Origin of the sequence: Sulfitobacter sp. JL08, assembly GCF_003352045.1 — a bacterium.
Taxonomy (GTDB): Bacteria; Pseudomonadota; Alphaproteobacteria; order Rhodobacterales; family Rhodobacteraceae; genus JL08.
Window position 1 is genome coordinate 1,723,698 of the sequence record NZ_CP025815.1, and the last position, 12,911, is coordinate 1,736,608.

15 protein-coding genes are annotated in these 12,911 nt (G+C 59.3%); 6 read left to right on the forward strand and 9 right to left on the reverse strand.

What is annotated here, in order from left to right; all coding sequences use genetic code 11:
• Positions 1-16: 16 nt before the first annotated feature.
• On the reverse strand, positions 17-1,327 hold the full coding sequence (gene purB, locus C1J05_RS08555; protein WP_114869885.1) for an adenylosuccinate lyase: 1,311 nt from the start codon (positions 1,325-1,327) through the stop codon (positions 17-19).
• An 86-nt stretch (positions 1,328-1,413) separates the two neighbouring features.
• On the opposite strand from purB, the gene C1J05_RS08560 reads away from it, so the two are divergent.
• From C1J05_RS08560 to C1J05_RS08580, 5 genes are all read left to right on the forward strand, one after another.
• Positions 1,414-1,749, forward strand: a complete 336-nt coding sequence (locus C1J05_RS08560; RefSeq protein WP_114869886.1) for a hypothetical protein — start codon at positions 1,414-1,416, stop codon at positions 1,747-1,749.
• Positions 1,746-2,168: a DUF6314 family protein gene (locus tag C1J05_RS08565; RefSeq protein ID WP_114869887.1), complete on the forward strand. Its 423-nt coding sequence runs from the start codon at positions 1,746-1,748 to the stop codon at positions 2,166-2,168. The genes C1J05_RS08560 and C1J05_RS08565 overlap by 4 nt, the downstream gene beginning before the upstream one ends.
• Before the next feature lie 100 nt (positions 2,169-2,268).
• Positions 2,269-2,868 (forward strand): biotin transporter BioY, encoded by a 600-nt coding sequence (locus C1J05_RS08570; RefSeq protein WP_114869888.1) that lies wholly within the window; start codon positions 2,269-2,271, stop codon positions 2,866-2,868.
• A gap of 149 nt (positions 2,869-3,017) precedes the next feature.
• Entirely contained in the window at positions 3,018-3,584 is a 567-nt protein-coding gene (locus C1J05_RS08575) for a hypothetical protein (protein ID WP_162797965.1), read from the forward strand.
• Positions 3,585-3,596: 12 nt separating this feature from the next.
• On the forward strand, positions 3,597-3,920 hold the full coding sequence (locus tag C1J05_RS08580; protein ID WP_114869890.1) for a hypothetical protein: 324 nt from the start codon (positions 3,597-3,599) through the stop codon (positions 3,918-3,920).
• On the opposite strand, the gene C1J05_RS08585 is transcribed toward C1J05_RS08580, so the two are convergent.
• The 7 genes from C1J05_RS08585 to C1J05_RS08615 form a co-directional block, all read right to left on the reverse strand.
• Positions 3,917-5,137: a bifunctional alpha/beta hydrolase/OsmC family protein gene (locus C1J05_RS08585; protein ID WP_114869891.1), complete on the reverse strand. Its 1,221-nt coding sequence runs from the start codon at positions 5,135-5,137 to the stop codon at positions 3,917-3,919. The genes C1J05_RS08580 and C1J05_RS08585 overlap by 4 nt on opposite strands.
• A gap of 142 nt (positions 5,138-5,279) precedes the next feature.
• The gene (locus C1J05_RS08590) at positions 5,280-5,705 is read right to left on the reverse strand and encodes a hypothetical protein (protein ID WP_114869892.1); all 426 of its coding nucleotides are present in this window, start codon (positions 5,703-5,705) and stop codon (positions 5,280-5,282) included.
• 150 nt (positions 5,706-5,855) lie between these two features.
• Positions 5,856-6,605 carry a hypothetical protein gene (locus tag C1J05_RS08595; protein WP_205389206.1) on the reverse strand — a complete coding sequence of 250 codons (750 nt, stop codon included), beginning with the start codon at positions 6,603-6,605 and terminating at the stop codon, positions 5,856-5,858.
• A gap of 241 nt (positions 6,606-6,846) precedes the next feature.
• The gene (locus tag C1J05_RS08600) at positions 6,847-7,647 is read right to left on the reverse strand and encodes a lytic murein transglycosylase (protein WP_114869894.1); all 801 of its coding nucleotides are present in this window, start codon (positions 7,645-7,647) and stop codon (positions 6,847-6,849) included.
• 97 nt (positions 7,648-7,744) lie between these two features.
• Entirely contained in the window at positions 7,745-8,581 is an 837-nt protein-coding gene (locus C1J05_RS08605; protein ID WP_114872211.1) for an amino acid ABC transporter substrate-binding protein, read from the reverse strand.
• A 148-nt stretch (positions 8,582-8,729) separates the two neighbouring features.
• The gene (gene glnA, locus C1J05_RS08610) at positions 8,730-10,136 is read right to left on the reverse strand and encodes a type I glutamate--ammonia ligase (protein ID WP_114869895.1); all 1,407 of its coding nucleotides are present in this window, start codon (positions 10,134-10,136) and stop codon (positions 8,730-8,732) included.
• A gap of 41 nt (positions 10,137-10,177) precedes the next feature.
• Entirely contained in the window at positions 10,178-10,516 is a 339-nt protein-coding gene (locus C1J05_RS08615) for a P-II family nitrogen regulator (RefSeq protein WP_114869896.1), read from the reverse strand.
• 168 nt (positions 10,517-10,684) lie between these two features.
• On the opposite strand from C1J05_RS08615, the gene C1J05_RS08620 reads away from it, so the two are divergent.
• The gene (locus tag C1J05_RS08620) at positions 10,685-12,340 is read left to right on the forward strand and encodes an NAD(P)H-hydrate dehydratase (RefSeq protein ID WP_114872212.1); all 1,656 of its coding nucleotides are present in this window, start codon (positions 10,685-10,687) and stop codon (positions 12,338-12,340) included.
• Here the strand turns inward: C1J05_RS08620 and C1J05_RS08625 are convergent.
• Complete coding sequence (locus C1J05_RS08625) at positions 12,337-12,888, reverse strand: Hint domain-containing protein (protein WP_114869897.1); 552 nt, start codon at positions 12,886-12,888, stop codon at positions 12,337-12,339. The genes C1J05_RS08620 and C1J05_RS08625 overlap by 4 nt on opposite strands.
• Positions 12,889-12,911 lie beyond the last annotated feature (23 nt).

The following is a 12,911-nucleotide window of genomic DNA, read 5'->3' on the forward strand; positions in this document are numbered from 1 at the left end:
CCGCGCCCGCGCGCTGTTAATCTGTGGTGCCGAACACCCGTTTGAAAATCGTATCCACGTGTTTGGTGTGATAGCCAAGGTCGAACTTTTCTTCGATCTCATCAGCGCTTAGCGCGGCCAGAACATCGGCATCGGCAAGCAGTTCGGTTTTGAAATCCTTGCCCTGCTCCCAGACTTTCATCGCGTTGCGCTGCACCAGTTTATAGGCGTCTTCGCGGCTGACTCCGGCCTGCGTCAGCGCCAGCAATACCCGCTGGCTCATCACCAGTCCGCGGAATTTATTCATGTTCGCCAGCATGTTGTCGGGGTAGATCACCAGTTTGTCGATCACCATCGTCAACCGCGCCAGCGCAAAATCCAGCGTGATCGTGGTGTCGGGCCCGATATTGCGTTCCACCGAAGAATGGGAAATGTCGCGTTCGTGCCAAAGGGCCACGTTTTCCATCGCCGGCACCACGGCCATGCGCACCAGACGCGCCAGACCTGTCAGGTTTTCGGTCAGCACCGGATTGCGCTTGTGCGGCATCGCGCTGCTGCCTTTCTGCCCTGCGCTGAAAAATTCTTCGGCCTCAAGCACTTCGGTACGCTGCATGTGGCGGATTTCGGTGGCAACATTTTCAATCGAACTGCCGACAACGCCAAGTGCTGCGAAAAACGCGGCGTGGCGGTCACGCGGGATGACCTGTGTGCTGATCGGTTCCGGCTGCAGGCCCAGCTTTTCGCAGACATGTTCTTCGACGCGCGGATCAATATTGGCGAACGTCCCGACCGCGCCCGAGATTGCGCCGGTGGCAATCTCGGCCCGTGCCGTGTGCAGGCGGGCCAGGTTGCGATCCATTTCCGCATAAAACCGGGCGAATGTCAGGCCCATTGTGGTGGGTTCGGCGTGGATGCCGTGGCTGCGCCCGATGCGCACGGTATCCTTGTGTTCCAGTGCCCGTCGTTTCAGTGCGGCCAGCAATGCCTCGACATCGGCAATCAGAATATCGGCGGCACGCACCAGTTGGACGTTGAAGCAGGTGTCCAGCACGTCCGAGCTTGTCATGCCCTGATGCACAAAACGGGCCTCGTCACTGCCGACATGTTCCGCCAGATGGGTCAGGAACGCGATCACGTCGTGTTTGGTCACGGCTTCGATCTCGTCAATGCGGGCGACATCAAATTCCACGTCCTTGGCCTTCCACACGGCCTCGGCATTGGCGCGCGGGATCACCCCCAGATCGGCCATCGCATCACAGGCATGGGCCTCGATCTCGTACCAGATGCGGAATTTTGTTGCGGGCGACCAGATGGCAACCATATCAGGACGGGAATAGCGGGGGATCATGGGCGGCGCACCTTTTTATGACTGTTCAGCAGATAGGCGCGGTCTTAGACTTAGCCGCGACGCATCACAAGACAGGAGAGTCGCAAGTGAGACGCTTTGCCCTGATCGTGCTGTTGATCTGGCCGTTCACAGCAAGCGCAGGCGATGTTTGGACACCCTTAAGCGGGAGTGAAATCCGCGAAGCGTTGACGGGGCGTACCCTGCAATATGAAACCGCATGGCAGGATTTCCGGGCCTCCGGCAAGACGCTGTATAATGCAGGGTCCGACAGTTGGGGAAACTGGCGCATCGAGGATGATCAGTATTGCAGCCAGTGGCCCCCCAATGATCTATGGGCCTGCTATGAAATGGAACGGTCAGGCGACAGATTGCGTTTTGTCGGACCGAACAACGATATAACCGAGGCTGACTATAAAGAATGAACGCGCAACATCCCGTTCCTCCCGCCCGCAAACTGGCCGATTTTGAAGGCCACTGGTCGCTGACCCGCGATATCGTCCATGAAAACGGCCCCCCTGCGTTTTTCGAAGGCGAAGCGCACTGGACCCCGCAAGGGGACAATCTGGCATATCTTGAAGCGGGATTGCTGACGGTAAAGGGACTGGCCCCGATACAAGGGGAACGCCGCTATCTTTGGGGGCCGGACCTTACCGTGTATTTCGAGGACGGGCGGGTGTTTCATCACGTGCCTGCGCGCGGCGGCCCGGTGTCGCACTGGTGTGATCCCGACCAGTATGACGGGCGCTATGATTTTACCCACTGGCCCAGTTTCGAAGTTGAATGGCAGGTCAGCGGCCCGCGCAAGGCCTACCGCATGACCAGCACATATCGACGGGTTTAAAGCGGGTTCGGGGCCGACAAACGCTTCTTTGCTTGCGCAGAAAGATCAGGTCGGGCATTTATGCAGAAATCCGATGGCAATGGACAGGAGACAACGATCCATGCAAGCGACAGTGACACGAAACGTATTGGCCGACATCCTTGGCCCGCAAAGCGGCACCGCGCTGCGCCTGAAACAGGCGGCGCTGGTTATTCTTGGAATTGCGGTTCTGGCCATCGCAGCCAAGATCAAGGTGCCGATGTGGCCGGTTCCGATCACAATGGGCACGTTTGCCGTGTTGACGATCGGTGCGGCCTATGGCGCGCGTCTGGGTCTGGCCACGATCCTTGGCTACATGATCATCGGCGCGTTGGGCTTTGATATCTTTGCCGGATCATCTGCGGAAAAATTCGGCCTGACCTATATGATGGGCGGCACAGGCGGCTATCTGGTCGGTTATGTACTGGCGACACTGGCGCTGGGTGCGCTGGCACAGCGCGGCTGGGACCGGTCGTTCAAGTGGATGGCGCTGGCGATGCTGATCGGCAACGTGCTGATCTATGTACCGGGTCTGGTCTGGCTGGGGCAACTATACGGTTGGGACAAGCCCATTCTGGCTTGGGGTCTGACCCCGTTCCTGATCGGTGACGTGCTGAAACTGGCTTTGGCGGCATTGCTGCTGCCCGCGATCTGGAAACTGGTCGGCAACGCGCGCGGCTGACCCCGATCAAATCGACATTCAAAAGGCCCGGACCATGCGTCCGGGCCTTTTTCATTGCAGGACAGCCTGTCGCAAGATGGCACTTTGGTATGGACAAGCGTCCACAGGTGACGCTGAATGGACGCCGGACAATCAAGGAACCCATCGCCATGAGACATAGACGAACGTCTGTTTTTAAACGATTTGCCGCAGCAGTGCTTTTGATCTGTGCTGCGGGCATGGGCCATGCAGGCACGCCGGTTGTCTATAGTGATGGTGAACAATCGCTGTTTCGCGTGGATGTTCCGGATTTCTGGTCGGTGCGCACGGGTGGCGAACGCGTGATTGCAGACCCTGAAACCGATGAACCGCGCACAGTGGGCCGCGTGATCGGTCTGGCGCCTGTCGAAGGGGGTGGCGTCTGGGTGGGGCTGGTTTCTCCGCGCAATGTCACGACGCTGGATCAGGCGGACCAGTATCTGCGCGATATCGGCCCATTTCTTGTACAGGATACCGAAATCAGCAAACGCACCAACCGCAGGATCGCAGGCTTGCCCGCTCGCACCGTGGCGGGACGGGGCACGCGGGATCGCAAATCGATCGATTTTACCGCTGTGACCATTGATCTGCCCAACGGGCGTGTTGCCGTGGCTGTTGTGGTGTTCGAGGCGGGGGCCGATCCGGCCTCGGCTGATGTGATCAACGAAATGTTCGCATCCTTCAAAGCCATTCGATAAGGGGACCGGAAAATGCGTATTTCAGTGCGAAAGCTTGTTTTGTCCCTCGGCCTCGGCGCGTCTGTCGTTGCCGTTTCGGCATGTGATCCGGGATCGGTCAGTACTGGCGGTTCGGTGTATTACGGGGCGTCTTATTACGATTCGATGTTGTGGAACGACTATTACTATGGCGGCCACACCAAACCCGACCGCCCCGACAGGCCCGACCGCCCCGACAGGCCGACGCGCCCGCCGATCACAAATCCTGATCCCGGGTTTTCACGCCCGCCGGTGCATCGCCCGCCTGCCGCGCGCCCGCCGATTCACCGCCCGGCCGGTGGCGGACGGTTGCGCTAGGCCATATCGGCCAGTTCGGTCTGGATATGTGATGTCCGTTCCAGCGTGCGGTGTACGGGGCATTTGTCGGCGATTTCCAGCAACTTGGCACGCTGATCCGGTGCCAGTTCTCCGCACAGGTGGATGACGCGTTTGAAGCTGTCGATCTTGTCGCCACCGGTTGTGCCTGCGTCCTGCGCGTGAACCTTGTCGTGCGTTACATCCACCCAGATATGATCCAGCGGCCAGCCCTTGCGCCGCGCATACATACGAATGGTCATTGACGTGCATGCCCCCAGACCAGCGGCCAGAAATCCGTAGGGCGACATGCCCAGATTGGTACCGCCATAGGCCAGCGGCTCATCCGCGAGGGCGTGATGCGCCGGACCGGCGTTCACATCCTGCAGAAAGCCGTTCGGGTCGGCCTCGGATACACGCACGATGCCTTCGGGCGCACCGGGTGGCGGGGCAGGCGGCGTCAGATCCAGATAGCGCGATGTCCACGCCGCGATCACGTCGGCGGCGTATTCAGCATCTTCGGCGCGCGAAATCAGATGGTCGGCGCGGTCGAGCGTGACAAAGCTTTTGGGGTGTTTGGCCGCGCGGAAAATATCGCCCGCGTTGTCGATGCCGACAGTATCATCCAGCGGAGCATGCATCACCAGAAGCGCGGCATCGAGCGTTTCAATCGCGGGGGCAAGCTTGCTTTGGGCAACATCGTCGACAAAGGACTTGCCAATGCGGAACGGACGCCCGCCCAGCGTTACATCCGCCGCACCGTTGCGGGTAATCTCGGGCAGGGCATCGGCAAAGTTGTGGGTCACATGGCTGGGATCGAACGGGGCGCCCAGCGTGACCACGGCCTTGATCGATGGAATTTGCGCTCGCGCCTTGAGCACGGCAGCCCCGCCCAGCGAATGGCCGATCAGCAATGACGGCGCCAGATCGCGCCCGTCCAGATAGCGGCACGCCGCCACCAGATCATCGACATTCGAAGTGAATGACGTGTTGGCAAATTCGCCTTTGGAATGGCCAAGGCCGGTGAAATCGAACCGCAAGACCGCAATGCCCATTGCGGCCAGACGGCCCGCGATGCGCCGCGCGGCGGGGATATCCTTGGAACAGGTGAAACAATGGGCGAACAATGCCGTGGCCAGAACCGGACCTTCGGGCAGGTCCAGCCGCGCGGCAAGCTCTGACTGATCGTGACCGGCGAAAGTAATCCGTTCCGTAGGCATCCTTGCTCTCCTTTTTGGGATGAGCTTAAGGGTGGCGCTTTGCCTGTGGTGCTTCAAGGTGCGCCCGGTGGCTGTCACGCGATGGTGACCGGATGAAACGTGGCGCGCGGGCTCAGAACAGGCCTGCGGCGGTCGGATCGGCCTACTGCATCTGGTCTATTTCGGCCTCAAGCGCCGCGATTTCAGCCATGCCTTGGGTAATTTCGGGCACTTGCATCACCACATAAGTGATGGCCAGGCCGGCAAAGACCAGTTTGCCCAGCTTCATGCGCTGTGCCCAGGGATTTGTTTCGGGTTCGGGCGTGGCTTTGGCGGGCTGTGGTTTGCGCGCCCCCAGTTTGCCCGACATGACGGACAGGATGCGGGATTTCGGCACGGCATCGGCGGGTGGTTCATCCGCAGGATCGCCGCGTCCCAGGAACGCATCGCGCAGGGCCGCACTTTCGTCGGCCAGCGGCTGGCGGACCTTGGGTCTGGCTACCGGTTCCGCGATTTTGGAACCGGCCGTTTCCTGAGCGATGCGATCGGCGTCAACAATATCTGTCGGGCCTGGAATGTTCTGTGACATGGAAAGACGCCTTTTCAACAATGCATAACACCACGGTAACCACAAATTGTGGCAGCAAATTTGCGCAATTGCGGAATTGCGCTGGTGGGGTGTTTGGCGTTGGTTGGGTCTGGCCGTCAGGAAAGCCGCGGCCAGATGCAGGTGTTGCCGCTAGACAGGCAACAGGGCAACGACCTGCGCGAATGCGCCATTGGCGTGCAGCGCCACAAGCAGGCCGGTGACGGACAAAGCCTGTGTGTTCAGGCGAAAATCTTCGCCCCGCAGAAGGTTGATAATGAACAGGCTCAGGGCCACTGGCAGTGCGATACAGGCGACAACGCCGGACATGGCCCATGTCGCCAGGCGCAGCGGATCCGAAAGTCTGTCGTCCTGCGCGACCGGTAGCGCGTCATCCTTGAGCGGGATGCGATAGGCATGGGCCAGCGCAACCTGCGCCGACGACCAATCAAGGCCTGATGTCAGCGGCACGAAATGCGTTTGCAAGTTCGTCCCCGAAACCTTGGCCGATCTGGCTGCCGCCCTGACCGTTGCAAATCGGCGGGCAGGTTTGGTCAGGATCGGGCGCTTGGGCGTGACCACGTTGGTTTCAGGGCACATTTCAAAGCAGGACAGGAATTCGTCAGACGGCAGCAATGTCGATTGATCAAGCCATTCCACCACCTCCGGGTTGTGGGTGCGCACGAGGTCGATCATCAGGTAGGCCAGCAGCGATTCAGGATCACCCGCCACACATTCGGACAGTTTGATTTCGATACGGCTGCCGATGTCGAATGCGGCCTGTGCCTGTGTCGTGTCACATTCCTGCTGTGCCGCATTCGCAGGCAGAACATGCAGTTCAATGGAACATGCATTGGATGACAGATGCACCTTATGTGCGATCAGATCTGCAGACATATCCACAGTGTAACCCTGCTTTTCCAGCGAAAAGCAGACAGTTTTGGCGACTTTCTGCAAACGCACGCGTGACGTTGTCGCCAGCCCGAGTCCGCCGTGATATACCGCAAAATCCCGAATTCGTGTGTCCCCTCACGATTACTCTCGCTTAAGGGTATGACGCTAAATTGCGGAAAAACTGTGTCATCAGGGAAATTAAATTCAGTATCCGGAATGGATAAACCCCGGTGCCACCTTGTCTTGCGGGCTAGCCGTCGATCCGCGCGGCCATGATGGCAATGGCCTGCTGGTAGACCGTGGCGGCGTTCCACTGTTTGATCACGGCGAAATTGGGCTGGCCCTGTTGATACCCCTTGCCCGGTTTCCACCCCTTCTGGCGCAGGAAATTGGCGGTCGAGGCCAGCGCATCGGTCTGGTTATAGAAATCGACGCGCCCGTTACCAGTGGCATCCACCCCGTAAGTCAGCGCATTGCCGGGCAGGAACTGGGTATGGCCCAGTTCGCCGTGTTTCGCGCCCTTGGTGGCGGGGGTGATCGCACCCTGATCCACCAGTATCAGCGCCCCGATTGCGTGGGGCTTGAAAAAATCGGACCTGCGGCAATCATAGGTCAGGGTGACGATGGCCGATACGACAGGGCTGTCGCCCATGAAACTGCCAAAGGCGGTTTCCATGCCATGTATAGCAATCAAGACCCCGGAAGGCACGCCGTACTGGCGCTCCAGTGTCGCGTAATAGTCCGGATTGCGCGCCTTGCGTTTGCGCCCATGGGCGACGATTGTATCGGCCCCGCGCACCTGCATGAATTTTTCCAGCGAATATCTGAACGATTTCTGGTTGCGGTCCGCCGCAATGGTGCGCTTGGCATAGGTGCTGGCCGCAAGCGCCTGAAGCCCCAGTTTCTTCACCCCGGCCTGACGCGCCTCTTTGGCAAAATCGGATTTCCACGCTTCAAAGCCCGCACCGGTGTTGCCGCACTGGGCGGCCAGCGCGCCTACGGGCAGAACGGACAGGGCGCTAAAAGCGAAAACCTTAAGTAAACGGCGCATGGAAACCTCACTCGGACGTGTCAGATAGGGCAAAGCTAACCTGCAAATGCGATCAGACAAACAGGAAAGTGGACCGGACCGGTACCCAAGCACCGGATCAGGGCAGCGTGGGCGACATCAGATACATGGCCTGCACCGCCTGACCGGGTTTCACGCCGGGAAATGCCTGTTTGAACAGTTGCTCCATAGCGCCGTTGTTGAACATTTCGGACAGTGCCGTATCGACGGCAAGACGAAAATCGGCATCGCCGCGGGGCAGGGCCAAACCCTGTTTTTCAAGGGTCAGGATGGGGCTGGGTTGCTGGAACTGCTCCTGCAACTTCTGGGTGAAGAATTCGTACATCAGAATCGACTGATCGGCGAAGTAAGCGTCAATCTCGGTGGCCTTGATCGCGTCAAATCCGGCGTTATGGTCCGTAAACTTGACCACCTCGGCTTCGATATTCGCCTGTTTCAGCGACGCTTCCAGCACCGTGAGAGTTGTGGTGTTGCTGCGCACCCCGATCTTCTTGCCGGCCAGATCCTCGAAATTCGATCCCATCGTTTTGGGGAGTAGTACCGAAGTTCCATCAACATAGATCGGCACCGAAAAATCCACTGTCTGGCGCCGTTCCAGCGTGATTGTTGCGGCACCGCACAGCATATCGATGTCACCACTGGCGACTTTTTCAAACCGGTCGTCGGTGTCAATCGGAATGAAACTGACCTTGAGATCGGGCAGTTGCAGGGATTTTGCAATCGCCTGCGCAACGCCGACACAGACCAGCGGACTGTACCCCGCCGGTTGCCCGTCGGCCTGGGCAAAAGACAATGGCGCAGCGTCAGCCCGATACCCGATATTCATCTGGCTTGTGTCCTTGATCCGTTCCAGCGTCTGGGCACTGGCCGGGGTCGCAAACAGGAGGGCCAGTAAGGGCAGGGCGAAGAGGCGCATAACAATATCCTTGAAAATGTCAGGTTCATCGCGAGCATAACGTGCAGGTGCGCGGCGTCCATCCCAATCGGGCCCAATCGGCCCCAAAGCAAACGGGCGCCCGTTTCGGGGCGCCCGCATCAAAAGTGTCATGGCCAAAGCCGGAACATCAGCAGCTGTAATACATACCGAATTCAACCGGGTGCGGCGTGTGTTCGTAAAGTTCGATCTCTTCCATCTTGAGATCGATGTAGCCGTCGATCTGGTCTTTGGTGAACACGTCACCGGCCAGCAGGTAATCATGATCGGCCTGCAGTTCTTCCATGGCTTCGCGCAGCGAACCGCACACTGTCGGGATACCGGCCAGTTCTTCGGCGGGCAGATCATACAGGTTCTTGTCCATGGCTTCGCCGGGATCAATCTTGTTCTTGATGCCGTCAAGGCCGGCCATCAGCAATGCCGCGAACGCCAGATAAGGGTTGGCCGCTGGATCGGGGAACCGTGCCTCGACCCGTTTTGCCTTGGGGCTTTCTGTCCACGGAATACGGACACAGCCCGACCGGTTGCGGGCCGAATAGGCGCGCAATACCGGCGCTTCAAAGCCCGGGATCAACCGCTTGTAGCTGTTGGTGGCCGGGTTTGTGAACGCATTGAGCGATTTGGCGTGCTTCAGGATACCACCGATGTAATACAGCGCTTCCTGGCTGAGATCGGCATATTTGTCACCTGCGAACAGGGGCTTGCCGTCTTTCCAGATCGACATGTTCACATGCATGCCTGTGCCGTTGTCGCCTGCGATGGGCTTGGGCATGAACGTGGCTGTCTTGCCATAGGCGTGGGCCACGTTGTGGATCACATATTTGTACTTCTGCAATTCGTCGGCCTGTTTGGTCAGGCTGTCGAAAATCAGGCCCAGTTCGTGCTGGCACGATGCCACTTCGTGGTGGTGCTTGTCGACCTTCATGCCAAGGCGTTTCATAGTCGACAGCATCTCGCTGCGCAGATCCTGTGCCTCGTCTGTCGGGTTGACCGGAAAGTAACCGCCCTTGACGCCGGGGCGGTGGCCCATGTTGCCCATTTCGTATTCCGTGTCGGTGTTCCAGGATGCGTCTGTTGCGTCAACTTCATAGGACACCTTGTTGATCGAATTGGAAAAACGCACATCGTCGAACAAGAAGAATTCGGCCTCGGGGCCCATATAGGCGACATCACCGATACCGGACGCTTTCAGATAGGCCTCGGCCTTCTGGGCGGTGCCGCGCGGGTCACGCTCGTACGCTTCGCCAGTGTCGGGTTCGACAACCGAGCAATGCACGCAGATGGTTTTTTCAGCATAGAACGGATCGATATAGGCGCTTTCGGTATCCAGCATCAGCTTCATGTCGGACGCTTCGATGGATTTCCAGCCTGCGATGGACGAGCCGTCGAACATGAACCCTTCTTCGATGAAGTCTTCGTCCACCAGATCGGCCACGATGGTCACGTGCTGCAGTTTACCGCGCGGATCAGTGAACCGGATATCGACATAGTCGACATCTTCGTCCTTGATCATGTCGAGAACTTTGTTTTTGCTCATTTCCGAAGGGTCCTCTTTTTTGGAAAGTATGAGTTAAGCGATTAAAGTGCGTCTGAACCGGTTTCACCGGTGCGGATGCGGATGGTTTGTTCAACGGGGGAGACAAAGATTTTGCCGTCACCGATTTTATCGGTTTTGGCGGCATCCACGATCGCCTCGATTGCCGAGTCGACCTGATCATCGTCAAGCACGACCTCGATCTTCACCTTGGGCAGGAAATCGACCACGTATTCGGCGCCGCGATAGAGTTCCGTGTGGCCCTTCTGACGGCCAAAGCCCTTGACCTCGATCACGGACAAGCCCTGCACGCCGACGTCTTGCAGGGCTTCTTTTACTTCGTCCAGTTTGAACGGTTTGATGATGGCTTCGATTTTTTTCATCCCGGTCTCCTCGCAGATGCGTCATGCGGCGTCAGACCACTTCTGTTTTGGCGCGGCAATCGGTTAAGATAGCGGTGCTGGAATCTGAACGGAAAATGACGACATGCGCCCAAATACTGTGCAGCGTGCACAAGTTTTAATCACAAATGAATCGTGGGGTCCGGCGAGGTGAGTGAACTTCTGACAGCCGCCCAAATGCGCGAGATCGAGCAGGCCGCGATGCAAAGCGGCGATGTGAGCGAACTGGAATTGATGGAGCGCGCCGGGCGCGGCGTGTTCGAAGCCATTTGCGAGCGATGGCCTGGGGCGGCGGGGCGAGGGGCCAGCCCCTCGCGCTCCCCGAAGTATTTGGAAAAAGATGAACAGGGTTTCAAAGCGGTTGTGCTGTGCGGGCCGGGGAATAATGGTGGAGACGGGTTCGTTGTTGCACGATTGCTGAGGGAAGCGGGGGCGCAGGTGCGGGTGTTCCTGCTGGGCGACATGGAAAAGCTGCCTGACAGTGCAAGGAAAAATTGCGCGCGATGGCTGGAACTGGGAGACATCGACCCGTTTGATGTGGCACATTTTCCGCCTGCGATGCCGGGCGAACCGGATATCTATGTGGATGCGCTTTTTGGCACCGGGTTGACCCGGCCTGTGCAAGACAGTGCGCCATTGCGGGCTTTGGCCGCGGACCGCGTTGCGGATGTGGTGGCGATCGATTGTGTGTCGGGGCTTGATCTGGACAGCGGCCGGTTCCTGACCGCGAACGGGGCGACATATCGCCGGGCGGCGCTGACGGTGACGTTTCACGCGCCCAAGCGCGGGCACTATCTGGCCGAAGGTGCGGTGGCATCGGGGCAGGTGGTGGTGAAGGACATTGGCATAAGCCGCGATATTGCCCACGCGGTGCCTGGGTTTGCCGATCAGACACGGCGCGCGGGCGAGTATGTTTTTCTTGCGCCGCAAGATGGAGACGATCAACCGGTGTGGCGTGATCTGGACAAGGGTGACGCGGGACCGGCGCACCCGCACAAATATGATTTTGGTCACGCGTTCATTCTGTCCGGCGGGGTGGGAAAGACCGGCGCCGCCCGTCTGGCGGCCCGTGGTGCGCTGCGGATCGGGGCAGGGCTGGTGACACTGGGCGTTCCGCCCGACGCGCAGGCCGAAGTGGCCAGCCAGATCACCGCCCTGATGATGCGGCCCGTGGCCGATGGCGCGGATCTGGGCGCCGTGCTGCAGGATGTACGAATCAATGCGCTGTGCCTTGGGCCGGGATTGGGGGTGGATGCGCATGGGCAAGCATTGGTGCAAGCTGCGCTTGAGGCAGAGCGCAAGCCCGCGCTTGTTCTGGATGCCGACGCGTTGACGCTGATGGCAGAGGCGCCGGCGTTGCTGGACCGCTTGCATGCCGGTTGTGTACTGACACCCCATGCTGGTGAATTTACCCGCCTGTTTCCGGATATTGCCGACAGGCTGGCCGCACCTGCGCGGTCTGGCCCTGCCTATTCCAAGGTTGATGCCACACGTGCGGCGGCACAGCGCGCCGGGTGTGTGGTGCTGTTCAAGGGGGCCGATACGGTGATTGCCGCGCCTGACGGCCACTGTGTGATCCATGCTGCAACTGGCGTGCGTTCCGCCCCATGGCTGGCCACGGCGGGGTCAGGTGATGTTCTGGCGGGGTTCACTACCGGATTGCTGGCGCGCAGGTTTGAGCCGCTGCGCGCCGCGCAACTGGCGGCGTGGCTGCATGTGGAATGCGCGCGACAGGTCGGCGCCGGATTGATCGCCGAGGATCTTTCCGAACACTTGCCTGCGGTGTTTCGCGATCTTGGGCTTTAGGCCTGTCGGGCGTTGGCCAGAACAGTCGATGCGCGCGGCGATGCGTTTGCGGACAAGGCGGCGGGCTGGGTGCTGTAGAGTTCCAGGCCATCGACATAGATCACATGGGGCGAGTCAAATTCGATCTGGTAAAGAAGCATGTCGACTTCGCCCAGATCGGTCACGAACTCTCCGTCGATCAGGCGGCTGGCAGGAACCATCGCCCGTTTGCCGCCAAACAGCGCTTCGGCGCGCCAGTCGCGGATCAGGACATGCTGATCGGCGGACAGGATAACATCACGGTCCGGCCTTGTGTGACCCAGTGATCCGGCCCGCAGTCGCACTGCGCGGCATGTTGTCTGGAAAGAGCGCACTGAACGGATCACCGACATGCCGGTATCGCGGGTCACGATCCTGTCGCCGCTGTTGAGGAATTCGACGGGCATTTCGCCGTCAAGCGTCATCACGATGGAGCCTGACGCAATGCCTTGCGCTGCTGTCAGATCAGGGTTCAACTGGCCCGTTTGCGGATCATGCCCGCCAACGCGCCCGACCGTTTTCGGTTTCATGGGCGTATCCTGCTATGTCTGCC

Excerpts from the sequence above, each read along its gene's own strand:
- C1J05_RS08565 (WP_114869887.1), top strand. The coding sequence starts at position 1,746 with ATGAACGCGCAACATCCCGTTCCTCCCGCCCGCAAACTGGCCGATTTT.
- C1J05_RS08580 (WP_114869890.1), top strand. The coding sequence starts at position 3,597 with ATGCGTATTTCAGTGCGAAAGCTTGTTTTGTCCCTCGGCCTCGGCGCG.
- purB (WP_114869885.1), bottom strand. The coding sequence starts at position 1,327 with ATGATCCCCCGCTATTCCCGTCCTGATATGGTTGCCATCTGGTCGCCC.
- C1J05_RS08615 (WP_114869896.1), bottom strand. The coding sequence starts at position 10,516 with ATGAAAAAAATCGAAGCCATCATCAAACCGTTCAAACTGGACGAAGTA.
- C1J05_RS08625 (WP_114869897.1), bottom strand. The coding sequence starts at position 12,888 with ATGAAACCGAAAACGGTCGGGCGCGTTGGCGGGCATGATCCGCAAACG.
- C1J05_RS08590 (WP_114869892.1), bottom strand. The coding sequence starts at position 5,705 with ATGTCACAGAACATTCCAGGCCCGACAGATATTGTTGACGCCGATCGC.
- C1J05_RS08570 (WP_114869888.1), top strand. The coding sequence starts at position 2,269 with ATGCAAGCGACAGTGACACGAAACGTATTGGCCGACATCCTTGGCCCG.
- C1J05_RS08575 (WP_162797965.1), top strand. The coding sequence starts at position 3,018 with ATGAGACATAGACGAACGTCTGTTTTTAAACGATTTGCCGCAGCAGTG.
- C1J05_RS08600 (WP_114869894.1), bottom strand. The coding sequence starts at position 7,647 with ATGCGCCGTTTACTTAAGGTTTTCGCTTTTAGCGCCCTGTCCGTTCTG.
- C1J05_RS08585 (WP_114869891.1), bottom strand. The coding sequence starts at position 5,137 with ATGCCTACGGAACGGATTACTTTCGCCGGTCACGATCAGTCAGAGCTT.
- C1J05_RS08605 (WP_114872211.1), bottom strand. The coding sequence starts at position 8,581 with ATGCGCCTCTTCGCCCTGCCCTTACTGGCCCTCCTGTTTGCGACCCCG.
- glnA (WP_114869895.1), bottom strand. The coding sequence starts at position 10,136 with ATGAGCAAAAACAAAGTTCTCGACATGATCAAGGACGAAGATGTCGAC.